Annotated in this window: 22 protein-coding genes; 16 read left to right on the forward strand and 6 right to left on the reverse strand. The window is 70.9% G+C overall.

The features are described from left to right. Positions 1-75 precede the first annotated feature (75 nt). Entirely contained in the window at positions 76-729 is a 654-nt protein-coding gene (locus tag ACFWP7_RS07120) for an FMN-dependent NADH-azoreductase (protein WP_384377295.1), read from the reverse strand. A 182-nt stretch (positions 730-911) separates the two neighbouring features. Here ACFWP7_RS07120 and ACFWP7_RS07125 point away from each other — a divergent pair, with 182 nt between their 5' ends. The 4 genes from ACFWP7_RS07125 to ACFWP7_RS07140 all read left to right on the forward strand — a co-directional run bounded on the left by ACFWP7_RS07125 (position 912) and on the right by ACFWP7_RS07140 (position 4,696). Next, positions 912-1,274 (forward strand): winged helix-turn-helix transcriptional regulator, encoded by a 363-nt coding sequence (locus ACFWP7_RS07125; RefSeq protein WP_384377298.1) that lies wholly within the window; start codon positions 912-914, stop codon positions 1,272-1,274. A 347-nt stretch (positions 1,275-1,621) separates the two neighbouring features. After that, the gene (locus ACFWP7_RS07130) at positions 1,622-2,965 is read left to right on the forward strand and encodes a DUF2252 domain-containing protein (RefSeq protein WP_384377697.1); all 1,344 of its coding nucleotides are present in this window, start codon (positions 1,622-1,624) and stop codon (positions 2,963-2,965) included. 508 nt (positions 2,966-3,473) lie between these two features. Next, on the forward strand, positions 3,474-4,268 hold the full coding sequence (locus ACFWP7_RS07135; protein ID WP_384377700.1) for a hypothetical protein: 795 nt from the start codon (positions 3,474-3,476) through the stop codon (positions 4,266-4,268). A 98-nt stretch (positions 4,269-4,366) separates the two neighbouring features. Next, positions 4,367-4,696, forward strand: a complete 330-nt coding sequence (locus ACFWP7_RS07140) for a rhodanese-like domain-containing protein (RefSeq protein WP_384377702.1) — start codon at positions 4,367-4,369, stop codon at positions 4,694-4,696. 57 nt (positions 4,697-4,753) lie between these two features. Here ACFWP7_RS07140 and ACFWP7_RS07145 read toward each other — a convergent pair whose 3' ends face one another. Then, positions 4,754-5,887, reverse strand: coding sequence for an acyl-CoA dehydrogenase family protein (locus ACFWP7_RS07145; protein WP_384377301.1), 1,134 nt, complete (start codon positions 5,885-5,887; stop codon positions 4,754-4,756). 1,071 nt (positions 5,888-6,958) lie between these two features. Between ACFWP7_RS07145 and ACFWP7_RS07150 the strand changes: the two genes are divergently transcribed. Genes ACFWP7_RS07150 through ACFWP7_RS07160 form a run of 3 tightly spaced genes read left to right on the forward strand, consistent with a single transcriptional unit; the run spans position 6,959 to position 10,040 of the window. Continuing rightward, positions 6,959-8,026 (forward strand): DUF5819 family protein, encoded by a 1,068-nt coding sequence (locus ACFWP7_RS07150; RefSeq protein WP_384377705.1) that lies wholly within the window; start codon positions 6,959-6,961, stop codon positions 8,024-8,026. Beyond that, entirely contained in the window at positions 8,023-9,249 is a 1,227-nt protein-coding gene (locus ACFWP7_RS07155) for an HTTM domain-containing protein (protein WP_384377304.1), read from the forward strand. The genes ACFWP7_RS07150 and ACFWP7_RS07155 overlap by 4 nt, the downstream gene beginning before the upstream one ends. Next, positions 9,246-10,040 (forward strand): TrmH family RNA methyltransferase, encoded by a 795-nt coding sequence (locus ACFWP7_RS07160; RefSeq protein ID WP_384377307.1) that lies wholly within the window; start codon positions 9,246-9,248, stop codon positions 10,038-10,040. The genes ACFWP7_RS07155 and ACFWP7_RS07160 overlap by 4 nt, the downstream gene beginning before the upstream one ends. Positions 10,041-10,110: 70 nt before the next feature. On the opposite strand, the gene paaN is transcribed toward ACFWP7_RS07160, so the two are convergent. Beyond that, positions 10,111-11,802 carry a phenylacetic acid degradation protein PaaN gene (gene paaN / locus ACFWP7_RS07165; RefSeq protein ID WP_384377310.1) on the reverse strand — a complete coding sequence of 564 codons (1,692 nt, stop codon included), beginning with the start codon at positions 11,800-11,802 and terminating at the stop codon, positions 10,111-10,113. 203 nt (positions 11,803-12,005) lie between these two features. Between paaN and ACFWP7_RS07170 the strand changes: the two genes are divergently transcribed. Together ACFWP7_RS07170 and ACFWP7_RS07175 are read left to right on the forward strand one after the other, a co-directional pair. Further along, the gene (locus tag ACFWP7_RS07170) at positions 12,006-13,520 is read left to right on the forward strand and encodes a 3-hydroxyacyl-CoA dehydrogenase (RefSeq protein WP_384377313.1); all 1,515 of its coding nucleotides are present in this window, start codon (positions 12,006-12,008) and stop codon (positions 13,518-13,520) included. After that, positions 13,517-14,107: a TetR/AcrR family transcriptional regulator gene (locus ACFWP7_RS07175; RefSeq protein WP_384377316.1), complete on the forward strand. Its 591-nt coding sequence runs from the start codon at positions 13,517-13,519 to the stop codon at positions 14,105-14,107. The genes ACFWP7_RS07170 and ACFWP7_RS07175 overlap by 4 nt, the downstream gene beginning before the upstream one ends. 142 nt (positions 14,108-14,249) lie before the next feature. Here ACFWP7_RS07175 and ACFWP7_RS07180 read toward each other — a convergent pair whose 3' ends face one another. Then, positions 14,250-14,750 (reverse strand): Lrp/AsnC family transcriptional regulator, encoded by a 501-nt coding sequence (locus tag ACFWP7_RS07180; RefSeq protein ID WP_384377319.1) that lies wholly within the window; start codon positions 14,748-14,750, stop codon positions 14,250-14,252. 175 nt (positions 14,751-14,925) lie between these two features. Here ACFWP7_RS07180 and pdhA point away from each other — a divergent pair, with 175 nt between their 5' ends. From pdhA to ACFWP7_RS07210, 6 genes are all read left to right on the forward strand, one after another. Then, positions 14,926-16,071 carry a pyruvate dehydrogenase (acetyl-transferring) E1 component subunit alpha gene (pdhA, locus tag ACFWP7_RS07185; RefSeq protein WP_384377322.1) on the forward strand — a complete coding sequence of 382 codons (1,146 nt, stop codon included), beginning with the start codon at positions 14,926-14,928 and terminating at the stop codon, positions 16,069-16,071. Beyond that, positions 16,068-17,072, forward strand: a complete 1,005-nt coding sequence (locus ACFWP7_RS07190) for an alpha-ketoacid dehydrogenase subunit beta (protein WP_384377325.1) — start codon at positions 16,068-16,070, stop codon at positions 17,070-17,072. The genes pdhA and ACFWP7_RS07190 overlap by 4 nt, the downstream gene beginning before the upstream one ends. Continuing rightward, positions 17,072-18,676 (forward strand): dihydrolipoamide acetyltransferase family protein, encoded by a 1,605-nt coding sequence (locus tag ACFWP7_RS07195; RefSeq protein ID WP_384377328.1) that lies wholly within the window; start codon positions 17,072-17,074, stop codon positions 18,674-18,676. The genes ACFWP7_RS07190 and ACFWP7_RS07195 overlap by 1 nt, the downstream gene beginning before the upstream one ends. A gap of 63 nt (positions 18,677-18,739) precedes the next feature. Next, the gene (locus ACFWP7_RS07200) at positions 18,740-19,831 is read left to right on the forward strand and encodes an NTP transferase domain-containing protein (protein WP_384377331.1); all 1,092 of its coding nucleotides are present in this window, start codon (positions 18,740-18,742) and stop codon (positions 19,829-19,831) included. Beyond that, positions 19,828-21,333, forward strand: a complete 1,506-nt coding sequence (locus ACFWP7_RS07205) for a molybdopterin molybdotransferase MoeA (RefSeq protein ID WP_384377333.1) — start codon at positions 19,828-19,830, stop codon at positions 21,331-21,333. Before ACFWP7_RS07200 ends, ACFWP7_RS07205 begins: the two co-directional genes overlap by 4 nt. Then, positions 21,321-22,427: a potassium channel family protein gene (locus tag ACFWP7_RS07210; protein WP_384377335.1), complete on the forward strand. Its 1,107-nt coding sequence runs from the start codon at positions 21,321-21,323 to the stop codon at positions 22,425-22,427. The genes ACFWP7_RS07205 and ACFWP7_RS07210 overlap by 13 nt, the downstream gene beginning before the upstream one ends. 102 nt (positions 22,428-22,529) lie before the next feature. On the opposite strand, the gene ACFWP7_RS07215 is transcribed toward ACFWP7_RS07210, so the two are convergent. Further along, positions 22,530-23,378, reverse strand: a complete 849-nt coding sequence (locus tag ACFWP7_RS07215) for an ABC transporter permease (protein ID WP_384377338.1) — start codon at positions 23,376-23,378, stop codon at positions 22,530-22,532. Then, a complete protein-coding gene (locus ACFWP7_RS07220) occupies positions 23,375-24,418 on the reverse strand; it encodes an ATP-binding cassette domain-containing protein (RefSeq protein WP_384377340.1) in 1,044 nt (347 codons plus the stop codon). The genes ACFWP7_RS07215 and ACFWP7_RS07220 overlap by 4 nt, the downstream gene beginning before the upstream one ends. Positions 24,419-24,639: 221 nt before the next feature. Here ACFWP7_RS07220 and ACFWP7_RS07225 point away from each other — a divergent pair, with 221 nt between their 5' ends. Further along, positions 24,640-25,620: an NAD(P)H-quinone oxidoreductase gene (locus tag ACFWP7_RS07225; protein WP_384377343.1), complete on the forward strand. Its 981-nt coding sequence runs from the start codon at positions 24,640-24,642 to the stop codon at positions 25,618-25,620. Positions 25,621-25,788 lie beyond the last annotated feature (168 nt).

Genomic DNA, 25,788 nt, shown 5'->3' on the forward strand with positions numbered 1-25,788 from the left:
TGATCGTTCTGCGTGAGGACAATCACACGGGGCCTTGCTGCGGATGGTGCGGTCGCGCTCTGGAGGGGCGACGGGTTACGCGGCGAGGCGTTCGGCGAGTTCCTTGGCCTTGCTGACCGCTTCGTCGAGAGCCTTCGTACGGGAGGCCTCGAAGAGGGGGATCAGCTCGGACATCGCCGGGTTGTGCGGTGCCGCCGTGAGTTCCGGGACGATGAAGGTGAGGTCCAGGGCGAGGGCGTCGCGCAGGACGGCCTCCAGGTAGTTCTGCACGTACTCGAAGGGCTCGCGCGGGGTGCCCGGCGCGTAGGAGCCGCCGCGGCTGGCGATCACGGTGACCGGGGTGCCCGCGATCTTCGAGTCCTCGGTCGCGGCGGTGCGGCCCATGAGGATGACGTTGTCCAGCCAGGCCTTGAGGGTCGACGGGATCGTGAAGTTGTACATCGGGGCGCCGATCAGCACGGCGTCCGCCTGCTCCAGCTCCTCTATGAACGTCACGCGCTCGGCGAAGGCGGCGGCCTGCTCGGGGGTGTGCGTGTCCGGGGAGGCGAGGCCGGCGGAGAAGGAGGCGGCGGTGATGTGCGGTACGGGGTTCGCGGCGAGGTCGCGGTAGATCACCGTGCCCTCCGGGTGCTGTTCCTCCCAGGCCTTGCGGAAGGCGTCCGTCACCGCGCGGGAGGCGGAGGCGGAGCCCGGGAAAACGGACGAGTCGATGTGGAGGAGGGTGGCCATGGGGATCTCCAAGGGAATCTGGGGGTGTGGACAGCCGGGAAGCCGCAGCACGGGGCGCCGAGTTCGGAGCCGGGGCTCCGGGGGCCGGGACCCCCGATAGGCTTCTGTTTCGTACTCGACTATAGATAACACAGGTACTTACTTTTTTTCATCCCGTTGTGTGAGCGCAGTACTCTGAAGCCATGCCAGAACGGGGAAGCCACGAGGACGCAGGGCCGTGCCAGAAGGTCGATGACGGCATGACCCGGGTCTTCCAGCTGTTCGGGAAGCGCTGGACGGGCCTGATCGTGTCCGTTCTGCTGCAGCGGCCTGTTCACTTCGCCGAGCTGCGCAGGGCGATCCCCGGTATCAGCGAACGGATGCTCTCGGACCGGCTCACCGAACTCGGCGCCGCCGGACTGGTCGTGCGCGAGGTCGATGAAGGCCCCCCGCTGCGTGTCGCATACCGCCTTACAGAGGTGGGGACGGCACTGGAACCCGCGCTCAAGGAACTCGGGGCCTGGGCGGAGCAGCATCTGCCGGAGGGCGGGCAGTGCCCGAGGTGACCTGGCCCGGCGCCACTCCTTGCCCGTTTCCGCGAAACCCGTTTTCGCGAGCCTGCGGAGTCGTCCACAGACTCCGAGTTGTCCACAGGCTCTGACGCCTCCGCGCGACCGGCTGTACGGTCGTGGCAAGTTGATGTTCGTGCACGGGGGAGGCGGTCGGAGTGACCGAGCTCGGTACAGACGTTCCGGTCCAGGAAGTGGTCGGAGCACCCGAAGCGGTCGAAGCGCGGGAAGTGCTCGAAGCGCGGGAAGTGGTCGAAGCACAGAGAGCGGTTGGGGCGCGGGAAGCGCGGCAGACGCAGCAGACGTCCAGGGCTTTCGCCGTACGTGGATTCGCGGCGTGGCCCGTGCAGGGTTCGCCGAAGGAAGAGGGCAAGGCCCTGCGTCGGCATGTGCCGCGCGCCACCCACGCGGAGTTCACGCCGGACGCCGACCGGCCGGACGCCGTCTGCGCGGTGGAGGAGTCCAACCTCGGCCGGATCCCCGGGCTCACCCCGATACGGGTCGGCAGGATGGCGGCCACGCCCTTCGCGTTCCTGCGCGGTTCGGCAGGCCTCATGGCGTACGACCTCGCGCGCACCCCCATGACCGGGATCAGCGCCCAGATATGCGGTGACGCACACGCGGCGAACTTCGGCCTGTACGGGGACGCGCGCGGCGGACTCGTCATGGACCTGAACGACTTCGACGAGACGGTGCACGGCCCCTGGGAATGGGACCTCAAGCGCCTCGCCACCTCACTCGTGCTCGCGGGCCGGGAAGCCGGGGCGGACGAGGACATCTGTCGCAAGGCCGCACACGACGTGGTCGGTGCCTACCGGCGCACCCTGAGGCTGCTCGCGAAGCTCCCGGTGCTGGACGCGTGGAACGCCATCGCGGACGAGGAACTCGTCTCACACGCCGACGCCCACGATCTGCTCGGCACGCTGGAGCGGGTCTCCGAGAAGGCGCGGGGCAACACCAGTGGGCGGTTCGCGGCGAAGTCGACGGAGGCCGTGGAAGGCGGCGGCCGACGCTTCGTGGACGCGTCTGCGGTGCTGCGCCGCATACCCGACGCGGAGGCGGCGGCGGTCGCGGCATCACTGGAGGAGTACCTGACGACGCTGTCGGCGGACCGACTCCCCCTCCTCGCCCGGTACACCGTGCACGACGTCGCCTTCCGTGTCGTCGGCACCGGCAGCGTGGGCACCCGGTCCTACGTCGTCCTGCTCCTGGACCACCGTGGCGAACCCCTCGTCCTCCAGGTGAAGGAGGTTCGTGCTTCGGCGCTGCTCCCCCACCTGGTGACCGCCGGCCACGCGATACCCGACGTCTCGCATGAGGGCCGTCGTGTGGTCATCGGCCAGAAGCGCATGCAGGTCGTCAGCGACATCCTGCTCGGCTGGACCTCGGTCGACGGACTCCCCTTCCAGGTACGCCAGTTCCGCAACCGCAAGGGCAGCGTCGACCCCGCGGCCCTCGCCGCCGACCAGATCGACGACTACGCACGCATGACCGGCGCCCTCCTCGCCCGCGCCCACGCCCACAGCGCCGACCCGCGCCTCATCACCGGATACTGCGGCAAGAGCGACGAACTGGACGAAGCCATAGCGTCGTTCGCCGTGGCGTACGCCGACCGAACCGAGGCGGATCATGCGGAGCTGGTGGGGGCGGTGCGGGCAGGGCGGATTGCGGCTGAGTTGGGGGTTTGAGGGTTGGGGGCAGCGGTCGCGCCGGCCCTGGAGGCCGGGTGTCCCTTGCGGGTCCCCAGGCAGTAGCCCCGAGTAGCCCCGCCCCACCGTGGCCTACGCTGGTCGGGTGACGACGCCGGAAGCCGAGCAGAGCCAGTCCGAGCCCATTGACGAGGGGGCCCGGGAGCGGTCCGGTGCCCTGGAGAGCGAGGCGGACGGTTCCGCCCCGGCGGATTCCTACGAGGCCGGGCCCGCGGGCGGGACGTCCTTGCAGACGGGGGCTGACGGGAAGCCGTCCCAGGGGGCCGGCACCAGGGGTGAGCCGTCTTCACAGACGGAGCCACCCGCGGAGGCCGTGCCCGCGGAGGCCGTGGAGAAGACGCCCCAGCCGGCCGGCACGGAGAGTGGGACGTCGGCGCAGGCCGGCACTGAGAGCGAGTCGGCGGCGCAGACCGGCACGGAGAGTGAGTCGGCGGCGCAGGCCGGCACTGAGGGGGAGTCGTCGGCGCGGCAGGCGGGTACCGACGGTGTGGCGAGGCCCGAGGAGCGGTTGGAGCGGGCTGTTCGGGCGGCTGAGCAGGCGTTGATCGAGTTCGAGATCGCGGTGGAGACCTTCCGGGTCGAGGTCGACAACTTCTCGCGACTGCATCACCAGAAGCTCGGCCCGATGTATTCGCGGCTCGACGAGCTGGACGCTCAGATCGCCGAGGCGCGGGCCGCGCGCACCGGGGACCCGGAGGACGTACGCAAGGCGGACGAGGCGCGGGCGCGGGTCATGCCGATGCCGGGTGTCGAGGAGTTGTTCCACGGTTGGATGGACTCCGAGGGGCTGTTCCCGGAGGCCGTGGCGATGCTGACGGACCAGCCCGTGCGGTCCCCGCAGCGGGTGCGTCCCAGTGATGAGGCCCGCAGGCTCTACCGGGATCTGGTCCGCAAGGCCCATCCCGACCTGGCGCAGGACGATGACGAGCGCAAGCGGCGCGACGAGTTCATCACCCGGGTCAATGCCGCGTACGCCCGGGGCGACGAGGCGCTGCTGAGCGAGCTCTCCGTTGAGTGGGCCGCGGGGCCCGTGCCCGAGGAGTGGAAGCCGAGCCGCAGCGAGGAGCTGTACGTCCGGCTCGAGTGGCTCTCCCAGCGCAAGGAGATGCTCGCGTTCGTCGCCGGCGAACTGGAGGAGAGTGCCATCGGCGCGATGCTCAAGCTGGCTCCGGAGGATCCCGATCGTCTCCTGGAGGAGATCGCCGAGCAGTTGCTGGCCCAGGTCGGTGAGCGTGAGACGGAGCTGGCCGAGCTGGTCGGCCAGGCTCCCGAGGCCGGCTGACCGGTCCCGGCCTGTGTGGCTGAGGGCCGGGATTCCTGAAGGGGATCAGGCTGTCGGTGGGGTCGGGTAGCGTCGGAGGTATGAGTTTCGGAGCTGGTGTGCCCACGGTCGAGGTCGGGGATCTCGCGGACGGAGACTTCCTGCTGGACGTCCGGGAGGACGACGAGTGGGAGGCAGGTCATGCCGATCGGGCGCTGCACATCCCCATGAGCGAATTCGTCGCGCGTTTCGGTGAGTTGACCGAGGCGGCACCGCAGGACGGCAAGGTCCACGTGATCTGCCGCTCCGGCGGCCGTTCGGCGCAGGTCACCATGTATCTGGCCCAGCAGGGAATCGACGCGGTGAATGTCGACGGCGGCATGCAGGCCTGGGCGGCCACCGGTCGCCCGGTCGTGGACGACGAGGGGCAGCCGGGCTTCGTGGCGTAGATCACTGGCGCCGGGGAGGTGCTGGGCGGCTGGCCCCGGGTGGGCCGGAGCGGGCGTTCAGGCCAGGGGGTGGGCAGCGAGCAGATCCCCCAGTGCCTCCTCGTGCGCTGCCGCCGACCCGAGCGACAGTTCAAGCTGCTTGGCCCAGGCGTGGTACCGATGCAGTGGATAGTCGGTGTCGGCGCCGAACCCCCCGTGCAGGTGCTGCGCGGTCTGCACGACCCGTCGTACCCCTTCCGACGCCCAGATCTTGGCGACGGCCACGTCCCCGGACGCCGGAAGTGCACCGCCCGCTCCCGTACTGATCCGCCATGCTGCCTGCCAGAGCGTCACCTCCATCGCGCGCAGGTCGATGTAGCGGTCGGCGGCCTGCACGGCGACGGCCTGGAAGGTGGCGACGGGGAAGCCGAACTGCTCCCGCTTGCTGGTGTACTCGCTCGTCATCCCGAGCACGCCCTCCCCGAGTCCGAGCGCCAGCGCGCACGTCCCGGTGGTCAGCAGTTCGCGCAGCCACTCCCATGCGCCGTCCGCCTCGATGACATCCCGGGCGGCGATCCGTGCGGACTCCAGGCGCAGTTCACCGAGTCGCTCGCCGCTGGTGGAGGTCTGTTCGGCGAGTACGGCTCCTTCGTGGACGCGGGGGACGAAGGCGAGAACGGTCCGGTCGGCCGCGGTGTGTGCGGGTACGAGGGTGAAGTCTGCGTTCTGCGCCCAGGGAATGGCGGTCTGGGTGCCGTCCAGCACCCAGGCGTCGCCGTCCTGCCGTGCGGTCACGGCGAGTTCGGCCGGGTCGTGGCCGCTGCGGCCGTTCGCGGCGACGGTCAGCACCAGCTCGCCCCGGCCGGCCCGGGTGAGCAGCCGCGTCTTCAACTCCTCGCCGCCGTATCGCTGCACGGCCACCGCCGCCGCGCTGCTCTCGAGCAACGGCACCCGTGCGAGCACCCTCGCCGACTCCCGCAGCACCAGGCACAGCGCGACGGCGTCGAGGCCCGCTCCGCCGTACTCCGCGTCGAGGAGCAGGCTCAGCAGGTCCGCGTCGGCGAGCCTCGCCCACAGGGTCCGGTCGAGGTCCTCGGCCACGGCGCCCGGGGTGAGCGCGGGGCTGGGCACCCCGTCCGGTGCGACTCCCGCGAACACGGCCTTCGCCGCCTCGACCGCCGCCTGGTGTTCCTCGGTGAAGGTGAAGTCCACGGTCCCGTCCTCCCATGCACCGGTCGGCCGACCAGGCGGGCGCCTGATCTGACGGAGCGTCAAGATAGAACAGGTTCTACGAGAAGGGAACGGTCGGCCGTGATCTGCCTCAACTGCGGCCTGCCGATGCGGTCAGCGCAGTCAGTCCGACTCGGCCGTCGCCGTGGCCCACCGGTCGGACTCCAACCGAGCGGCCACGGTGAAGGTCCAACTCGACCTGCTCCGTGGCCCACCGGTCGTACCCCAACCGACCGTCTCTGTGGCCTGTTGCCGGTCGAGGTCCAGCCCGTCCTCCTCCGCGACCTGCCGGTCGGGTCCAACTCCACCTTCTCCGTGGCCGGATGCGACTGGCAGGCCAAGTACGTATCCCGCGTCCGTCGAGCCGGGCATTCACGGTGCTGTGTGCGGGGTCCGGTACGCCGGGAGGCGTCGTCGCCCCGTCGGCCACGTGGAGTATCTCCTCGTGGATTCGGGTCCGTGGCACGCCCAGCCCGCGCAGCGCCCGCTCGGCCCCCTGCGCCAGGCCGAAGGGCCTGCACGAGCTGCCGCCGACCACCGCCCCGTACGGCCCCGCCGAGGGCTCCGGCGTGGCTGGGCGATCTGCCGGACCGGTGCGGAGCGGTGCGCGTCGGGCACCCGGTCGCCGGGTTCGATGTGCTCGTCGGCCGCCACGGCCGCGTCGAAGAAGGCCTCGTACGCCGCCGTGCATGCCGCCCCGTCCGTGGATCCGTCGGCGGTTTCGCAGGCGGAGTCCGCCGCCTGCGCCTGCGTGTGGGCCGTGTGGTGCCGCTGCCGCTGTCGCCATGAGGGCCCCCGCGATCCCTCATTCCCAACCGACCGGTCGGTTGTCCAGCTCGATCCAATGGTGGGACGAGTCGCCGTAAGGTGTCAACCGCTGTGGATAACCTCCTGGCCGCAGAGGTGGCCGCTGTGGCTCCTGAGGCTGTGCCGGGCGATCCGGTCTGAGTACCGTTCCCGTGCGAACGCCGCAGCGTGGGGCACGCGCGCGGCACGACCACGCCGCGCGGTCTCGGCGGCGAGGAGTGCGAACGGATCGGGGATAGGGGCGGAATGGACGCGTACGACGAGGGCTCGAACGGCCGGCACGGTCCGGACGCGCCCGATGGGCCCGCGCCTGACAGGCGCGACGACCCCAGCGCACCCGACCATCTCAGCGGGTCCGACGACCCCAGCGGGTCCGACGACCCCAGCGCGCCGGACACCGCCGCCGTACGCGAAAACCCCGGCGCACCCGAGAACCCCGACGCGCCCGCCGTGTCGAGCCCGAGCGCCTCTGACCTGCCAAACGCTTCCGGGGGGCCGAAAGTGCCCGACGGTCTCGTCGGTCAGCAGCTGCCCGTCGATCAGCAGCCGCCCGTCCACGGGACGCCGGCAGGCGCAGCCCACGAGCCGCGCCCCACGCACCCCACATCCGTCCGCCCCTCCACCGCGGAAGCCGCCCCGCCCATCCCCGCCCCCGCAGGGATAGCCGCCCTCTCCGTCGGCTACCAGATCGCCGCCGCCTTCGCCCTCGCGATCGTCGCGCTCACCGCCTGTGTGCACCTGGGGATGGTGTTCCTGCACCTCGCGCCCTCGAACACCGTCACCAAGCAGCATGGGCGGGCGATCGAGGAGTGGATCTACCCGGAGTTCGAACAGAACTGGAAGCTGTTCGCGCCCAACCCCTTGCAGCAGAACATCGCCGTCCAGGTCCGTGCCCAGGTCCGTACGTCGGACGGCACCAGCCAGGAGACCGGCTGGTACGACCTGTCCGCGCTGGACGGCGCCGCCATCGACGGAAACCTGCTGCCGAGCCACACCCAGCAGAACGAACTACGCCGGTCCTGGGACTTCTACGTCGGCAGCCATGATGGCGAGAACCGCCCGACGGGCCTGCGCGGTGACCTTTCCGAGCGCTATCTGCGCCGGATCGTCGTGCTGCGCCTGGACCGGCTGGACGCCGGCGGCAAGGACGCGGTCGTCGAGAGCGTCCAGGTCCGCTCACTGACGACCAGCGTGGCGCCCCCCAAATGGAGCGAGGAGCAGGTGTCCGGCAAACCCGTGGTCCGCGAACTGCCCTGGTGGTCCGTCCCCGAGGCCGACCTGCAGCAGGAGACGGCGGAGGCGAGCGCCCGATGAACACCTTTTCCCTGTCGCTCGCGCGTGGCATCACCCGGGTCACCGAGGCGGCCCTCGGCCCGTACCAGACCGCTGTGGTCCGTATCGGGTTCGCCGCGACCTGGCTGCTGTTCCTGCTGCGCGAGTTTCCGCACCGGCAGGAGATGTACGGGCCTGACGCGCCGTGGAGCTGGGACATGGCCCAGCAGCTCATCGCGACCAACCACGCCTTCACGATCCTGATGTGGTCCGACAGCCAGATCTGGTTCGAGATCGTCTACGCCCTCGCCGTCCTGTCGAGTCTGCTACTCCTGCTGGGCTGGCGGACCCGCGCGGCGTCCGTCCTGTTCATGGTGGGTGTGCTCTCGCTGCAGAACCGCAGCGTGTTCATGGGCGACGGCGGCGACAACGTCATCCACCTGATGGCGATCTACCTGGTGTTCACGCGTTGCGGCCAGGTGTGGTCGCTGGACGCGCGGCGGGCGCGGCTCGGACGGGAGGCACGCGCGCGTGGAGAGCGGTTCGGGCCCGACCGGGTCGGCCCGGTCCTGTGGGGGGTGCTCGGCCTCGCGCTGGCGGCGCCGACGCTCGCGGGACGGCTCAGCGCGGGCTGGCTGGTGGTCTTCTGGGGGCTGTGGGCGGCGCAGGCCCTGTGGTGGGTCGTCGTCGGCCGCGTGCGCAGCGCCGAGCCCCGGGTCCTGCTGGACGTCGTCGCCAAGCTCGTGCACAACGCGGCCCTTTTCGTGATCATGGCCGAGGCCTGTCTGATCTACGCGACCGCCGGCTGGTACAAGATCCAGGGCTCGCGCTGGCAGGACGGCACCGCGGTCTACTACCCGCTCCACCTGGACTACTTCTCGCCCTGGCCGGCCCTGTCCGACCTGCTGTCGGGGTACGGCACGATCGTGATGCTGGTGACGTACGGGACGGTGATCGCCCAGGTCGCCTTCCCCTTCACCCTGTTCAACCGGCGGATCAAGAACATCCTGCTCGTGGCCATGATGACCGAGCACGCGGTGATCGCCGTGGTCCTCGGGCTGCCCTTCTTCTCGCTCGCGATGATCGCCGCCGATGCGGTGTTCCTGCCGACGTCGTTCCTGCGGCGCCTGGGCGGATGGGTCACGCGCGCGCGTGGAGGGCTGTTTTCGGGCAGCGGCGGCGGTCGTATTCTGCCGGGTCCGCGCGAACAGCCGCCGAGCGCCCCGGATCCGGCCGAGCCCACGCACGTAGGCTTCAGAGCATGAACGACCCCGACAGCGGCCTCGGAGCGGACGGCGTAAGAGACCCCCTGGAGGCCGTGCGGGCCTGGCACCGGCTCGCCGAGGGTTCCGTCCTGCTCGACGGCTTCCACGCCCTCAAGCACGCGGTGCGCTTCCAGGCCCGTATCCCGGTGGCCGTCACGACCGACCGGCAGGCGGCGCTCGCGCTGGCCGACGACCTGGCTCCTGACGTACGGGCCGCCGTCGACGGGCTGTTGGTGGAGGTCCCGGAGGCGACGCTGAAGGCCCTGGTGCCGCGTCCGCACCCCACTTCGGTGGCCGCTCTGGCCGTACGTCCGTCCCGGGCGGCCCATCTGGAGCTGCTGGCCAAGATGCCCCGGCGCACGCCCGTCGTGGTCCTCGACAACCCCCGCAACCTGGGCAACGCGGGGGCCGTGATCCGGCTCGCTGCGGGCTTCGGCGCGACCGGGGTGGTCACGACGGGCTCGCTCGACCCCTGGCATCCCACCGTCGTACGCGGCGGGGCGGGCCTGCACTTCGCGACCGCTGTGGAACGGCTGACGGTGGACGAGCTGCCGCCGGGCCCGGTGTTCGCCCTGGATCCGGAGGGCGAGGACATCCGGGGGCTCAAGCTCCCCGACGACGCCGTCCTTGCCTTCGGCTCCGAGCGCAGCGGCCTGTCCGCGGAACTCCGTGCCCGCACCGACCACTTGGTGTCCCTGCCGATGCGCCCCCAGGTCTCCAGCTACAACCTCGCGACCAGTGTGGCGATGACGCTGTTCCACTGGAGTGCGACCGGGGGCGCGACGGCCTGAGGGACGGGGTGTCCGACCATCTCCGTCTGCCCCGCGACTCCGGGCGACGACGGCAATGGTCAGACAGGCCTCAGGAGTCCCGGCGTACCTCCACCACGCGGAAACGGTTGGCGACGAACGCCCCGTCGGACAGGGCCGCGTTGGCCGCCGGGTTGCCGCCCGAGCCGTGGAAGTCGGAGAACGCGGCCGTCTGGTTGACGTACACCCCGCCCGTGAGGTTCAGGGAGAGCTGGGCGCACTCCTCCAGGCAGACCTCCCGCACGGCCTCCTCGAACTCCTCCGAGCTCGTGTACGCGCCGACCGTCATCGCGCCCTTGTCGCGGATCGTGCGGCGCAGCAGCTCCACCGCGTCCGTGGCCGAGTCGACCGCGACGGCGAAGGAGACGGGGCCGAAGCACTCGTTCAAGTAGGCGGCCTCGTCGTCGGGCTTGGTGCCGTCGAGTTTCACGATCACCGGTGTACGGACGACCGCGTCCGGGAACTCCGGGTTGCTGATCTCCCGTGAGGGGAGCGCGACTTCGCCGAGGCCGGAAGCGGCTTCCAGGCGGCTCTTCACGTCGGGGTTCACGATGGCTCCGAGGAGCGCGTTGGCGCGGGCGTCGTCGCCCAGGAGAGCGCCGACCGACTTGGCGAGGTCGGCGACCACCCCGTCGTAGGACTTGGGGCCCTCGTCCGTGGTGATGCCGTCGCGCGGGATCAGCAGGTTCTGCGGGGTGGTGCACATCTGGCCGCTGTACAGGGACAGGGAGAAGGCCAGGTTGGACAGCATGCCCTTGTAGTTGTCCGTCGACTCCACGATCACCGTGTTGACGCCGGCCTTCTCCGTGTAGACCTGCGCCTGGCGGGCGTTGGTCTCCAGCCAGTCGCCGAACGCGGTGGACCCGGTGTAGTCGATGATCCGGATCTCGGGCCGCAGGGCGAGGGTCTTGGCGATGCCCTCCCCGGGGCGCTCCGCGGCCAGTGCCACCAGGTTCGGGTCGAAGCCGGCCTCGGCGAGCACCTCGCGGGCCACCTGGACGGTGAGCGCGAGCGGCAGCACCGCGCGCGGGTGGGGCTTCACGAGCACGGCGTTGCCGGTGGCGAGGGAGGCGAACAGACCCGGATAGCCGTTCCACGTCGGGAAGGTGTTGCAGCCGATCAGGAGGGCGGTGCCGCGCGGCACGGGCGTGAACTGCTTGGTCAGGGTGAGCGGGTCCCGCTTGCCCTGGGGTTTGACCCACTCCGTGCTGTCCGGCGTGCGGACCTGCTCCACGTACGCGTATGCCACCGCCTCCAGGCCGCGGTCCTGTGCGTGCGGACCGCCCGCCTGGAACGCCATCATGAAGGCCTGGCCGCTGGTGTGCATGACCGCGTGCGCGAACTCGTGGGTGCGGTCGCTGATCCGCTTGAGGATCTCCAGACAGACCGCGGCACGCGCCTCCGCGCCCGCGTCGCGCCACGCGCGCTGCCCTGCGCGCATGGCGGGCAGCAGAATGTCGACGTCCGCGTGCGGGTAGGTGACACCCAGCTCGATGCCGTACGGCGAGACCTCGCCGCCCACCCAGTCGTCGGTGCCGGGCTGGCCGAGGTCGAGGCGGGTGCCCAGGAGGGCGTCGAAGGCGGCCTTGCCCTCCGCCATGCCCAGGCTGCCGTGCTCGCCGTACGCCTTGGGGTGTTCGGGGTGGGGGGACCAGTACGCGCGCGTGCGGATCGCTTCCAGCGCCTGGTCGAGGGTGGGCCGGTGCTGGGTGATCAGCTGGTGCGCGGTGAGTTCGGCGGCCATCGGGGGACCAACTCCTCCTCGAAGCAGCTCTTCGTCGAGCTGGTGATCTGGGCAGGATTACGGAAAAGGTGCGGCGCCCGGCGCCTCTGTCAGGGTGGTGGTGGGCGTTGGGCGGGTACTCACAGCTAGAGTAACCGAACGATCGGTCGGGACAAGAGGGTCCGCCGCATCTGTGGAAAACCCTGTGCGGGAGGATCGCGAGCATGACAGCACTCGACCTCAGCGGCCCGGTGGCCGTCGTCGGCAGCGGCACCATGGGCCAGGGCATCGCCCAGGTCGCGCTGGTCGCGGGCCACCTCGTGCGGCTCCACGACGCCGTGCCGGGGCGTGCCGAAGCCGCGGCCGGGGCGATCGGCGCACGCCTGGACCGGCTGGTCGAGAAGGACCGGCTCAGCGGCGCCGACCGGGACGCCGCACGTGCCCGGCTGCGACCGGCGCAGGATCTCTCCGACCTCGCGGACTGTGTGCTCGTCATCGAGGCGGTCGCCGAACAACTCAAGGTGAAACAGCAGCTGTTCCGCGACATCGAGGAAATCGTCGACGCCGACTGCCTGCTCGCCACCAACACCTCGTCCCTGTCCGTCACGGCCATCGCCGGCGCCCTGCGCAACCCTGGCCGGCTCGTCGGACTGCACTTCTTCAACCCGGCGCCGCTCCTGCCCCTCGTGGAGGTCGTCTCCGGGTATGCGAGCGACTTCTCGTCGGCCACGCGCGCGTACGAGACGGCACGCGCCTGGGGGAAGACCCCGGTCGCCTGCGCCGACACCCCCGGGTTCATCGTCAACCGCATCGCGCGGCCCTTCTACGCCGAGGCCTTCGCGGTGTACGAGTCGCAGGCCGCCGACCCGGCCACCATCGACGCGGTGCTGCGCGAATCCGGCGGCTTCCGGATGGGCGCCTTCGAACTCTCCGACCTCATCGGGCAGGACGTCAACGAGTCCGTCACCCACTCCGTGTGGCAGGCCTTCTTCCAGGACGTGCGGTTCACCCCCTCGCTCGCCCAGCGCCGGCTCGTGGAGTCCGGTAACCACGGCCGCAAGACGGGGCAGGGCTGGTACGACTACGGGGACGGCGCCGAGCGTCCCGAGCCGCACACCGCGGAGAGGGCCCAGCCGCCCGCGTACGTCGCCGTCGAGGGCGACCTGGGCCCGGCGGCCGGGCTTCTCGCGCTGATCCGCGAGGCGGGCATCCAGGTCCGCGAGGACGAGGAGGACCATGGCACGCGGCTGATGCTGCCCAGTGGCGGCCAGCTGGTCCTCGCCGACGGCCAGACCTCGGTCGAGTTCCGTGACGTCGTCTACTTCGACCTGGCGCTCGACTACCGCAAGGCGACCCGCATCGCCGTCTCGGCCTGCCAGGACACCGCTCCCCAGACACTCGCGGAAGCCATCGGCCTCTTCCAGGCACTGGGCAAGGACGTCAGTGTCATCGGTGACGCGCCGGGCATGATCGTCGCCCGGACCGTGGCCCGGATCGTCGACCTGGCGCACGATGCCGTCGCCAAGGGAGTGGCGACCGAGGAGGACATCGACACCGCCATGCGGCTCGGGGTGAACTATCCCCTCGGTCCCTTCGAATGGAGCCGCAGGCTCGGCAGGACCTGGGCGCACGACCTCCTGGAGGAGCTGCATCTGCGCGAACCCTCCGGCCGGTACGCACCCTCACTCGCGCTGTACCGTCACGGACACACCGCCGAGAAGCGGGAGGGCACCTCATGACCACCGCCAAGCGGGACACCTACACCCCGGAGACCCTGCTCTCCGTCGCCGTCCAGGTCTTCAACGAGCGCGGCTACGACGGCACCTCCATGGAGCACCTCTCCAGGGCGGCGGGCATCTCCAAGTCGTCGATATACCACCACGTCGCCGGCAAGGAGGAGCTGCTGCGCAGGGCCGTCAGCCGTGCCCTGGACGGCCTCTTCAGGATCCTCGACGAGGAGCACGCGCGCGTGGGGCGTGCCGTGGAGCGCCTGGAGTACGTCGTGCGGCGCATGGTCGAGGTACTCACCGCCGAGCTGCCGTACGTGACGCTGCTGCTGCGGGTGCGTGGCAACACGGACACCGAGCGCTGGGCCCTGGAGCGGCGCCGCGACTTCGACCACCAGGTGGCCGAGCTGCTCAAAGCGGCGGCTGCGGACGGTGACGTACGCGGTGACGTGGAGGTCCGGCTCGCGACCCGGCTGGTGTTCGGGATGATCAACTCGATCGTGGAGTGGTACCGGCCCGACGGGCGGGGCATGAACGAGCGGGAAGTGGCCGACGCCGTCGCCCAGCTGGTCTTCGGAGGGCTGCGCAGCGAGTCCTGAAGCCCAAGCCGCCCGGGCGCGCAGCGAGTCCTGAAGCCCAAGCCGCCCGGGCGCGCAGCGAGTCCTGAAAGCCCAGCACGCCGGGACGCGCAGCGAGTCCTGAACTCCCCGGTCGCCGGGGAGTCGCCGGGCACCGGGGCGTTCAGGACTGTGGCTCCAGGTCCTCCTCCTCGAACACCAGCAGTGTCCGGGTGCTGAGGACCTCCGGGATGGCCTGGAGGCGGGTGAGAACCAGTTCCCGTAGCGCCTTGTTGTCCGGGGTGTGCACCAGAAGGAGTACGTCGAAATCGCCGCCCACCAGGGCGATGTGGGAGGCCCCCGGGAGCACCCTCAGCTGTTCGCGGACCGTGCGCCAGGAGTTCTGCACGATCTTCAGGGTGATGTACGCCGAGGTGCCCTGACCGGCGCGTTCGTGATCCACACGTGCCCCGAAGCCGCGGATCACGCCGTCCTCGATGAGGCGGTTGATACGCGCGTAGGCGTTGGCCCGCGACACATGGACGCGTTCGGCCACGGACCTTATCGAGGCGCGGCCGTCCGCCTGGAGCATCTGGAGGATGTCCTGATCTATGGCGTCGAGCGGGCGGGCAGGCGGGAGGGCGGGGCCGGCCTCCGGCGGCTCGGCCATTTGTTCAGGTGCCATGTCCCCCCGCTTCCCTATCATGGACGTACTGCGTCCATCTCAGGTTGTGCAGAACCGTTTGTCCACAGCTTGCAGGGGTCTGTAGCCAAAATGTGCCGACGACCGAACAATCGGTAGGTGAGGCGCATCACAACCGTGACGCGTCCGGAGCCGTCTCCCACGAGGAGGTGCCGTTATGACGGTCATGGAGCAGCGAGGCGCTTACCGGCCAACCCCGCCGCCCGCCTGGCAGCCCCGCACCGACCCCGCGCCGCTGCTGCCCGACGCACTGCCGTACCGCGTGCTCGGCACCGACGCAGCCGCGCAGGTCGACCCGGGTCTGTTGCGCCGTCTGTACGCGGAACTGGTGCGCGGCCGCCGCTACAACACGCAGGCCACCGCCCTCACCAAGCAGGGCCGCCTCGCCGTCTACCCCTCCAGCACCGGCCAGGAGGCCTGTGAGGTCGCCGCGGCACTCGCCCTGGAGGACCGCGACTGGCTCTTTCCCAGCTACCGCGACACCCTCGCCGCCGTCGCCCGCGGCCTCGACCCCGTCCAGGCGCTCACCCTCCTGCGCGGCGACCGGCACACCGGCTACGACCCCCGCGAGTTCCGGATCGCGCCCCTGTGCACCCCGCTGGCGACCCAGCTCCCGCACGCCGTGGGCCTCGCGCATGCCGCCCGCCTCAAGGGCGACGACGTGGTCGCGCTGGCGATGGTCGGCGACGGCGGCACCAGTGAGGGCGACTTCCACGAGGCGCTGAACTTCGCCGCCGTCTGGCAGGCCCCGGTCGTCTTCCTCGTCCAGAACAACGGTTTCGCCATCTCCGTACCGCTCGCCAAGCAGACCGCCGCCCCGTCGCTGGCCCACAAGGCCGTCGGCTACGGGATGCCGGGCCGTCTGGTCGACGGCAACGACGCGGCGGCCGTGCACGAGGTGCTGAGCGAAGCCGTCCTCCGTGCGCGCGCGGGGGGCGGCCCGACCCTCGTCGAGGCCGTGACCTACCGCATCGACGCCCACACCAACGCCGACGACGCCACCCGTTACCGCGGTGACTCCGAGGTGGAGACCTGGCGTGCGCACGACCCGATCGCGCTCCTGGAGCGCGAGTTGACCGAGCGCGGGCTGCTCGACGAGGACGCGCGGCGTTCCGCGCGCGAGGGCGCCGAGACGATGGCCGCGGACCTGCGGGCGCGCATGAACCAGGACCCGGTGCTCGACCCTATGGATCTGTTCGCCCATGTGTATGCCGAGCCCACACCGCAACTGCGTGAACAGGAGGCGCTGTTGCGCGCGGAACTGGCGGCGGAGGCCCACGGGCCAGAAGGAGCCGGGCGATGACGACCGTTGCCCTGAAACCGGCCACCATGGCGCAGGCCCTCGGGCGCGCGCTGCGCGACGCCATGGCCGCCGACCCCACCGTCCATGTCATGGGTGAGGACGTCGGCACCCTCGGCGGCGTCTTCCGGGTCACCGACGGGCTCGCCAAGGAGTTCGGCGAGGACCGTGTCACGGACACACCGCTGGCCGAGGCGGGCATCCTCGGGACGGCCGTCGGCATGGCCATGTACGGGCTGCGGCCGGTCGTGGAGATGCAGTTCGACGCGTTCGCCTACCCGGCGTTCGAACAGCTGATCAGCCATGTCGCGAAGATGCGCAACCGCACCCGGGGCGCGATGGCGCTGCCGATCACCATCCGCGTCCCGTACGGCGGCGGCATCGGCGGCGTCGAGCACCACAGCGACTCCTCCGAGGCGTACTACATGGCGACTCCGGGGCTCCATGTCGTCACGCCCGCGACGGTCGCCGACGCCTACGGCCTGCTGCGCGCCGCCATCGCCTCCGACGACCCGGTCGTCTTCCTGGAGCCCAAGCGGCTGTACTGGTCGAAGGATTCCTGGAACCCGGACGAGCCGTCGACCGTTCAACCGATAGGCCGCGCGATGGTGCGGCGCTCCGGCCGGAGCGCCACGCTCGTCACGTACGGGCCGTCCGTGCCCGTCTGTCTCGAAGCCGCCGAGGCGGCGCGGGCGGAGGGCTGGGACCTGGAAGTCGTCGATCTGCGCTCCCTGGTGCCGTTCGACGACGAGACGGTGTCGGCTTCGGTACGGCGGACCGGGCGCGCGGTCGTCGTACACGAGTCGGGTGGGTATGGCGGACCTGGCGGGGAAATCGCTGCGCGGATCACCGAGCGCTGCTTCCATCATCTGGAGGCGCCGGTGCTGCGCGTGGCCGGGTTCGACATCCCGTATCCGCCGCCGATGCTGGAGCGGCACCACCTGCCTGGCGTCGACCGGATCCTGGACGCCGTGGGGCGTCTGCAATGGGAGGCGGAGAGCTGATGGCCCAAGTGTTGGAGTTCAGGCTTCCCGACCTCGGTGAGGGACTCACCGAGGCCTTGATCGTCCGCTGGCTGGTCGAGGTCGGCGAGGTCGTCGCCGTCGACCAACTGGTCGTCGAGGTCGAGACCGCCAAGGCGATGGTCGACGTCCCTTGTCCGTACGGGGGTGTGGTCACCGCCCGGTTCGGCGAGGAGGGTGGGGAACTGCCCGTGGGTGCCCCCCTGTTGACGGTCGCCGTGGGTGCGGCTGCCTCCGGCGAGGGTGACGAGGCCGACGAGGGGTCCGGGAGCGTGCTCGTCGGTTATGGCACCGGGGCGCCTCCTGCGCGGCGCAGGAGGGTGCCACCGCCGGGGGTCACCGGTCTGACGGGCGGCGCGCGTGCCGAGGGGCGACCGGCGCCGGGTGTCTCGGTGGCCGCGGACGCTGCGGTGGCCGCCCCTGACGAGGTGCGTGCGGCAGGCCGTCAGTCGGCCGTGCGTTCGGGAGACGGGGACCACACGGATCCCGACGGCCGGTATGGCGCGGGCTCGGATGTCCGCGGCCGCCCGGCCGATGGCGATCACGGCAATCACAGCGAACACCGGACACGCGGTGATCACGGCAATCACGCTGATCACGGTGGCGTCGCGGTGTACGGGGACGGGCCCGTGCCGGTCATCTCTCCGCTCGTACGGCGGCTTGCGCGGGAGAACGGCGTGGATCTGCGCGAGTTGGAGGGCTCGGGGCCCGACGGGCTGATCCTGCGGGCGGACGTCGAGTACGCGCTGCGCGCGGCGGCAACCGGTCACGTACGGGTGCCCGTTGCCGCGGAACCCCTCCGGGCACCGGCCGTCGGCCACGGGCCTGTCGCGCCCATGGGCGCACCTCAGTTTCAGTCCCGGCCGGCGACCGGGGCCGCTCCCGCCGCCGCCCCGAACGGCACCCGCATCCCCCTGCGGGGCATCCGCGGAATCGTCGCCGACAAGCTCTCCCGCAGCCGTCGCGAGATTCCCGACGCGACCTGCTGGGTGGACGCCGACGCCACGGAACTCATGCACGCCCGCGTGGCGATGAATTCCGCCGGTGGCCCGAAGATCTCCCTCCTGGCCCTGCTCGCCCGGATCTGCACGGCGGCGCTGGCCCGCCACCCGGAGCTGAACTCGACGGTCGACATGGACGCCCGCGAGGTCGTCCAACTCGACCAGATCCACCTGGGTTTCGCGGCGCAGACCGAGCGGGGGCTCCTCGTACCCGTCGTACGGGACGCACACGCCCGCGACGCGGAGTCGCTGAGCGCGGAGTTCGCGCGGCTGACCGAGGCCGCGCGGACCGGGACACTGACCCCCAGGGACCTCACGGGCGGCACCTTCACCTTGAACAACTACGGGGTTTTCGGGGTCGACGGCTCCACGCCGATCATCAACCACCCCGAGGCGGCCATGCTGGGCGTCGGCCGGATCGCCCCCAAACCCTGGGTGCACCAGGGCGAACTGGCGGTGCGGCAGGTCGTGCAGCTCTCCCTCAGCTTCGACCACCGGGTGTGCGACGGCGGCACGGCGGGCGGTTTCCTGCGCTATGTGGCGGACTGCGTGGAACAGCCGGCGGTGCTGCTGCGGACGTTGTGACTGCCGCTGTCCACATGCTGCCCAGGGGGTGGCAATGATCCTTCGGGCGCTCATACTCGGGGGATGAACGCGTACGAGGCCCCGGGCGACCCCGGCGCCGGTCTCCCGTACGACGCCGTCGTGCTCGCCGGAGGCGCCGCGCGGCGGCTCGGCGGGGTGGACAAACCCGCGGTGCGGGTGGGCGGCCGCGCGCTGCTGGACCGGGTGCTTGCCGCCTGCGCCGGTGCCGCCACCACGGTGGTGGTGGCCGAACCACGGCCCACCGCCCGTCCCGTGGTGTGGGCCCGGGAGAACCCGTCTGGTGGGGGACCGCTCGCCGCGCTCGGCGCCGGGCTGCGGCACGCCACCGCGGAGTACGTCGTCGTGCTCTCCGCCGACCTGCCGTTCCTGGAGGCGGAGACGGTACGGCGACTGGTGGAGGCCCTCCAACTGAGCAGCACCGACCCGGTGGACGCCGAAGGGAAACCGAGCGGCCCCGACGGCGTCCTGCTCGTCGACCCCGAGGGCAGGGACCAGCCGCTCGTGGCCGCGTATCGAGTGCCGGCGCTGCGGCGGGAACTGCACTCACTCGCCGCCGGGTCCATCAACGGGTCCTCCACCGCCGCAGACGTCAGCGCTTCCGCCGCTGCCGGGGCCGCCGGCGGTTCCGCTGCCTCCGCAGCCCTCGGCGACTCCGCCACAGGCGGCGGTCTGGCCGGGCTGCCGCTCCGGCGGCTCACCGCCGCGCTCGATCTCCTCCGAATCTCCGACCCCGTCGCGTCCTTCGACTGCGACACCTGGGACGACATCGCCGCCGCCCGGGCACGTATCAGGGAGCATGGGCACGTGTTGGATGAATGGATTTCCGCAGTCAAGGACGAATTGGGCATCGATCTGGACGTCGACACCGGCGTCCTGCTCGACCTGGCCCGCGACGCCGCACACGGTGTGGCCCGGCCTGCCGCGCCGCTGACCACGTTCCTCGTGGGCTACGCGGCCGCGCGCGCCGGGGGAGGACCCGAAGCGGTGGCCGAAGCCTCCCGCAAGGCCGCCGCACTGGCGCTCCGCTGGGCCGAGGAGGACGCCGCCGCCGACGCCAAGCCGGAGACCGGTCCCGCTGAAGGTCCCGCATCCGGCCCCGGTGCGGGTTCCGACGCCCGGCCGGACGCCGGATGACCGCCGCGCGCGGCACCCGGGACAGCCACGACGCCGACGGCCTCGACGACTTCGACGTGGAGGAAGTGCTGGCGCTGGTCAAGGAGGGCAGCGCCCGCGCCTCGGGCGGGCCGGGCGCCGGGGACAGTGCCGCCGGGGACCGCTCCGGCGCGTCCGCCACCCCCGGGCCCACCCCACAGGGCGAGCCCCACACGCACGCCGCCAACAGCGGCCACGGAGATCACCCCAGCGGCCACGGCGGCAGCGGTCACGGCGTACGTCACGAAGCCACCCCCTGGCCGCAGGCCCGCACCACCGCCGAGCGAGCCGCCCGTGCCCTCCCCCGCCCCACCCCCGTCTCCGTACCCCTGGACTCCTCCCTCGGCCTGGTCATCGCCGCCCCCCTCACCGCGCTCTCGGACCTCCCCTCCTTCGACACCTCGGCGATGGACGGGTGGGCGGTCGCCGGGCCCGGCCCCTGGGACGTGCGCGAAGGAGGTGTGCTCGCCGGGCACGCGCAGCCCGCGGCGCTCACCGACGGCGAGGCGGTGCGGATCGCCACCGGGGCGCGTGTCCCGCAGGACGCCACCGCAGTACTGCGCAGTGAGCACGGGCGTATCGACGACAAGGGGCGGCTGCACGCGGCCCTCCCCCAGGCTTCCGGCTCCGCCCGGGCAGGGGCGATCTCCAGCGTCACGCATGGGCAGGACATTCGGCCGCGCGGCCAGGAATGCCGCAGCGGTGACCAACTCCTGCCGGTCGGCGCACTGGTCACGCCCGCCGTGCTGGGTCTCGCCGCGGCCGCGGGGTACGACACGCTTGCCGTCATCCCCCGCCCCCGCGTCGAAGTCCTCGTACTCGGCGACGAGTTGCTCACCGAGGGGCTGCCCAAGGAAGGGCTGATCCGGGACGCTCTCGGCCCGATGCTGCCGCCCTGGCTTCGCGCGATCGGCGCCGAGGTCATCGCGACGCGCAGGCTCGGTGACGACGCCAAGGCCCTGCACCGGACCATTACCGGCTCCGAAGCCGACCTGATCATCACCACCGGCGGCACTGCGGCCGGTCCCGTCGACCATGTCCACCCCACGCTGCGGCGCATGGACGCCGAACTCCTCATCGACGGCGTCAAGGTGCGCCCCGGCCACCCCATGCTGCTGGCCCGCATCAAGCAGAACCAGTACCTCGTCGGCCTGCCGGGCAACCCCCTGGCGGCCGTCTCCGGGCTGCTGACGCTCGCCGAGCCCCTGCTGCGCATCCTCGCCGGACGTGCGGCGGCGGAGTCGTACACGCTGCCCCTCACGGAAGCCGTGCACGGGCACCCGTACGACACCCGGTTGGTTCCCGTCGTTCTGCGTGCCGACCGGGCCGTGCCGCTGCACTACAACGGCCCCGCGATGCTGCGTGGCATCGCGGCGGCGGATGCCCTCGCGGTCGTACCGCCGGGCGGTGCCCGCGCGGGTCAGGAGTTGGAGCTCCTCGACCTGCCGTGGGCCGCGGCAGGCATCGGGGTGTGTTTCACGTGAAACAACCGGGCCATGACGCGATTGCCCGCCAGGCGGACGAACACCTCGTGACCCATCGAGTGAAACTCCCGAAGAACATGGTGGAACGTCCGATCCGCCAGGTCGGCAAGCGCGTGGCGATGGCCCTGCTGGTGCTCGCCGCCACCGCGTTCATCGTGTGGGTCGACCGTGACGGCTACACCGACAACTCGGACGGCGCCGTCGATCTGCTCGACGCCTTCTACTACGCGACCGTCACTCTCTCCACCACCGGATACGGCGACATCACCCCGGTCAGCGACGGCGCCCGGCTCACCAACATCTTCGTCATCACGCCACTGCGCGTGCTGTTCCTGATCATCCTGGTCGGCACCACGCTCGAAGTCCTCACGGAACGCACGCGTGAGGAATGGCGGCAGAACCGCTGGAGGGCGGCCTTGCGAGATCACACCGTCGTTGTCGGCTTCGGTACCAAAGGGCGGTCGGCCATCGAGACCGTCTGTGCGACCGGGTTGAAGAAGGAGCAGGTCGTGGTCGTCGACCCCAACTCCAAGGTGGTCGACGCAGCGACGGCCGACGGATACGCGGGGGTCATAGGGGACGCGACGCGCAGCGAGGTGCTGGATCGGGCCGAGGTGCGCAAGGCCCGGCAGATCATCATCGCCACCCAGCGGGACGACACGGCCGTGCTGGTCACGCTGACCGCACGGCAGCTCAACAGCGGGGCGAAGATCGTCGCCGCGGTGCGGGAGGAGGAGAACGCGCCGCTGCTGCGCCAGTCCGGCGCCGATGCCGTGATCACCAGCGCCAGTGCGGCCGGGCGGCTGCTCGGGCTCTCCGTGCTCAGCCCCGCCGCGGGCATGGTCATGGAGGACCTCATCCAGCAGGGCAGCGGCCTCGACATCGTGGAGCGGCCGGTCATAAAGGCCGAGGTCGGCAAGGGTGTACGGGAGACGGAGGACCTGGTGGTGAGTGTCGTACGAGGGCATCGGGTGCTCGGATACGACGATCCGGCCGTCGGGACACTGCAGTTGACGGACCGGCTCATCACGATCGTGCGGGTGACGCCGGGTACTCATGTGGCACCCGACGCCCATCGACTCCGTACGGACTAGGCCGACGGGCACTGGCGGTTACCTGCGCACGGACCGGCGCAGGTCCTCGCGGTTGCCTGCGCACGCACCACCGCCGGCCCCGGCAATCGCCTGTGCTTGCGGTCACTTGCGGTTGTACAGGCGCATCGTGATCGGTCCGAAGACGAGGACGAGGAGTCCTGCCCAGCCCAGTGACCAGGCGACCTCCGCGGCCGGCCAGTCGCCGGCCATCAAGCCGCGCACCGCGGACGACACGTGGGTGATCGGGCTGTTGTTGACGAAGGCCTGGAGCCAGCCGGGCATGGTCTTCGGGTCGACGAAGACGTTCGAGAGGAAGGTCAGCGGGAAGATCACCATCATGCTGACGCCCATCACCGACTTCTCGGTGCGCAGCAGCAGTCCGAACATGGTCCAGATCCACGAGAACGCGAACGAGAAGACCAGCAGAAGCGCGATCCCGGCGAGTACGCCGAGGACCCCGCCGTCGGGACGGTAGCCGAGGATCACGCCGACGACGAGCATCACCGCCGAGGCCATCGTGTAGCGCAGGGCGTCGCCGAGGAGATAGCCGACCATCACCGACGGCCGCCAGATCGGCAGCGTACGGAAGCGGTCGAAGACGCCCTTCTCGATGTCCGTGTTGACCGAGACACCCGTGTACATCGTGATCATCACGACCGACATCACCAGGATGCCCGGCAGCAGGAACTGGATGTACTCCTTGGGCGATCCGGCCAGGGCCCCGCCGAAGAGGTACGTGTACATCAGCACCATCATGATCGGGAACGCGGTGACGTCGAAGAGCTGCTCCGGCACGTGCTTGATCTTGAGGATCGCCCGCCAGCCGAAGGTCAGCGACGCCGACAGGGCACTGGGCCGCGGCGGACGGTCCTTGCTGATGAGGAGCTCGGCCAGCGACTCGGCGCTGACGGGGGCGAGATCCTGGCTTTCCGTGGTCGTCGCGGTACTCATACCGCCGCCTCCTTGTCCATGGTGTCGTCGGCCGCGGGAGCCTCGGGGTCGGGCACATGCCCGGTGAGGGCGAGGAAGACCTCGTCCAGGCTGGGCTGGCCCAGCGAGAAGTTGTCGACGATCACGCCGGTGCGGGCCAGCTCTGCGAGCGCCCGCGCGGCCTGTTCCGCCGCGCCCCGCCCATTGGCGGCGCCCGCACCGACCCGGGCCGTCAGCGCCACCGGGTCCGGCTCCAGTTGAACCTCGACGTCCAGGGCCAGGCGCAGCACCTCCTGAGCCTGCGGGCGCTGCGCCGGATCACGCAGCCGCAGATGTACGGAACCGGCGCCGACGGACGCCTTCAGCTCGCCCTTCGTCCCCTCGGCGATCACCTTGCCCTTGTCGATCACCGCGATCCGGGACGCCAACTGGTCGGCCTCGTCCAGATACTGCGTGGTGAGCAGCACGGTGGTGCCCTGGGCGACGACCGCGCGCACGATGTCCCACACCTGGTTGCGGCTGCGCGGATCGAGGCCGGTGGTCGGCTCGTCGAGGAAGAGCAGGTCGGGCGTGTTGAGGATGGAGGCGGCGATGTCGATACGGCGCCGCATGCCGCCCGAGTAGTGCTTGACCTGCTTGCCCGCCGCCTCGCTCAGCCCGAAGGCTTCCAGGAGCTGGGCCGAGCGGATCGCCGCGGCCCGCTTGTGGTGCCCCAGGAGGCGGCCGAGCAGCACCAGGTTCTCGTTGCCGGTCAGATCCTCGTCCACGGACGCGTACTGGCCGGTGAGGCTGACTCTTTCGCGTACCCGGTTGGCCTCCTGTACGACGTCGTGGCCGAAGACGTGCGCCTGGCCGCCGTCGGGGCGCAGCAGGGTCGCCAGCATCTTCACGGTGGTGGTCTTGCCGGCGCCGTTCGGGCCGAGGACGCCGTAGACCGTGCCGGCGGGTACGGCGAGGTCGACGCCGTCGACGGCGCGGGTTTCGCCGAACGTCTTCACCAGACCCGCGGTCTCGATGGCCAGACCGGATGTCGGTGTGCTCGGTGCGCTGAGTGCGCTCATGTCTCGGTGTCCTTCCGGGTACGTGGCTACGCAAGGGGAGACCGCTGCCGTGCCGCGAACTCATCGCCCGCCGTACGAGTAATTCGCGCAGTTGTCCGTTTTCGCTGTCCGCGCAGCCGTCCGCCGCCACAGCCCGTTGACTTTACGGTCCCTTTGCCTACGCCGTGCCTCTGCCGGAGGATCCGCGCATCCCCATTACCGCGAGGGGTAGCGTCCCCCTCATGTACGCGATCACGATTCCTGAACCTGGTGGGCCCGAGGCGCTGGTGTGGGACGAGGTCCCGGATCCGGTGGCCGGTCAGGGCGAAGTGCTGGTCGAGGTGGTGGCCAGCGCCGTCAACCGTGCTGACCTGCTGCAACGCCAGGGCCTCTACAGCCCGCCGCCCGGCGCGTCCCCGTACCCGGGTCTCGAGTGCTCGGGCCGCATCGTCGAGGTCGGCCCCGGTGTCTCGGGGTGGGCGGTCGGCGACGAGGTGTGCGCGCTGCTCTCGGGCGGCGGATACGCGCAGAAGGTCGCCGTTCCGGCCGGGCAGCTGCTGCCGGTGCCCGAGGGCATCGACCTCAGGCAGGCCGCCGCGCTGCCCGAGGTGACCTGCACCGTCTGGTCGAACGTCTTCATGGTGTCCCATCTCCGCCCCGCCGAGACCCTGCTCGTGCACGGCGGCTCCAGCGGTATCGGCACCATGGCGATCCAGCTGGCGAAGGCCGTCGGCGCGCGGGCGGCGGTCACGGCGGGCACCAAGGAGAAGCTCGACTTCTGTGCCGAGCTGGGCGCGGACATCCTGGTCAACTACCGCGAGCAGGACTTCGTCGAGGAGATCAAGCGGGCCACCGACGGCGCGGGCGCCGACGTCATCCTCGACAACATGGGCGCCAAGTACCTGGACCGCAACGTCAAGGCACTCGCCGTCAACGGACGGCTCGCGATCATCGGCATGCAGGGCGGCATCAAGGGCGAGCTGAACATCGCCACCCTCCTCAACAAGCGCGCCGCCGTCACCGCGACCTCGCTGCGCATCCGTCCGCTGGGGGAGAAGGCGGCGATCGTCGCGGCCGTACGCGAGCATGTGTGGCCGCTGATCGCCTCCGGCCACGTACGCCCGGTCGTCGACCGTGAGCTGCCGATGAGCGACGCGGCGGAGGGCCACCGGGTGCTGGAGGGCAGCGGACACATCGGGAAGGTCCTGCTGGTCGCTCCCTAGGGAGCACGCTGCCCGGGAGAATCCAGCCGCGCGCCTCCCAAGGAGCGCGCTGCTCGGGAGTTTTTTCAGCAGGGCGCTTCTCGGGGAGTGTGCCGTCTGAGCGGTGTCAGTCGGGCGCTTCTCGGGGAGTGTGCCGTCTGAGCGGTGTCAGTCGGGCGCTTCTCGGGG

The sequence above is a fragment of the Streptomyces sp. NPDC058470 genome (genome assembly GCF_042721055.1).
In the GTDB taxonomy this organism is placed as follows: domain Bacteria; phylum Actinomycetota; class Actinomycetes; order Streptomycetales; family Streptomycetaceae; genus Streptomyces.

Bases quoted from the DNA above. Each gene is read 5' to 3' on its own strand.
- ACFWP7_RS07170 (WP_384377313.1), top strand. From the start codon at position 12,006: ATGACAGCACTCGACCTCAGCGGCCCGGTGGCCGTCGTCGGCAGCGGC.
- pdhA (WP_384377322.1), top strand. From the start codon at position 14,926: ATGACGGTCATGGAGCAGCGAGGCGCTTACCGGCCAACCCCGCCGCCC.
- ACFWP7_RS07175 (WP_384377316.1), top strand. From the start codon at position 13,517: ATGACCACCGCCAAGCGGGACACCTACACCCCGGAGACCCTGCTCTCC.
- paaN (WP_384377310.1), bottom strand. From the start codon at position 11,802: ATGGCCGCCGAACTCACCGCGCACCAGCTGATCACCCAGCACCGGCCC.
- ACFWP7_RS07190 (WP_384377325.1), top strand. From the start codon at position 16,068: ATGACGACCGTTGCCCTGAAACCGGCCACCATGGCGCAGGCCCTCGGG.
- ACFWP7_RS07225 (WP_384377343.1), top strand. From the start codon at position 24,640: ATGTACGCGATCACGATTCCTGAACCTGGTGGGCCCGAGGCGCTGGTG.
- ACFWP7_RS07125 (WP_384377298.1), top strand. From the start codon at position 912: ATGCCAGAACGGGGAAGCCACGAGGACGCAGGGCCGTGCCAGAAGGTC.
- ACFWP7_RS07195 (WP_384377328.1), top strand. From the start codon at position 17,072: ATGGCCCAAGTGTTGGAGTTCAGGCTTCCCGACCTCGGTGAGGGACTC.
- ACFWP7_RS07220 (WP_384377340.1), bottom strand. From the start codon at position 24,418: ATGAGCGCACTCAGCGCACCGAGCACACCGACATCCGGTCTGGCCATC.
- ACFWP7_RS07150 (WP_384377705.1), top strand. From the start codon at position 6,959: ATGGACGCGTACGACGAGGGCTCGAACGGCCGGCACGGTCCGGACGCG.
- ACFWP7_RS07180 (WP_384377319.1), bottom strand. From the start codon at position 14,750: ATGGCACCTGAACAAATGGCCGAGCCGCCGGAGGCCGGCCCCGCCCTC.
- ACFWP7_RS07160 (WP_384377307.1), top strand. From the start codon at position 9,246: ATGAACGACCCCGACAGCGGCCTCGGAGCGGACGGCGTAAGAGACCCC.
- ACFWP7_RS07155 (WP_384377304.1), top strand. From the start codon at position 8,023: ATGAACACCTTTTCCCTGTCGCTCGCGCGTGGCATCACCCGGGTCACC.
- ACFWP7_RS07215 (WP_384377338.1), bottom strand. From the start codon at position 23,378: ATGAGTACCGCGACGACCACGGAAAGCCAGGATCTCGCCCCCGTCAGC.
- ACFWP7_RS07120 (WP_384377295.1), bottom strand. From the start codon at position 729: ATGGCCACCCTCCTCCACATCGACTCGTCCGTTTTCCCGGGCTCCGCC.
- ACFWP7_RS07200 (WP_384377331.1), top strand. From the start codon at position 18,740: ATGAACGCGTACGAGGCCCCGGGCGACCCCGGCGCCGGTCTCCCGTAC.
- ACFWP7_RS07205 (WP_384377333.1), top strand. From the start codon at position 19,828: ATGACCGCCGCGCGCGGCACCCGGGACAGCCACGACGCCGACGGCCTC.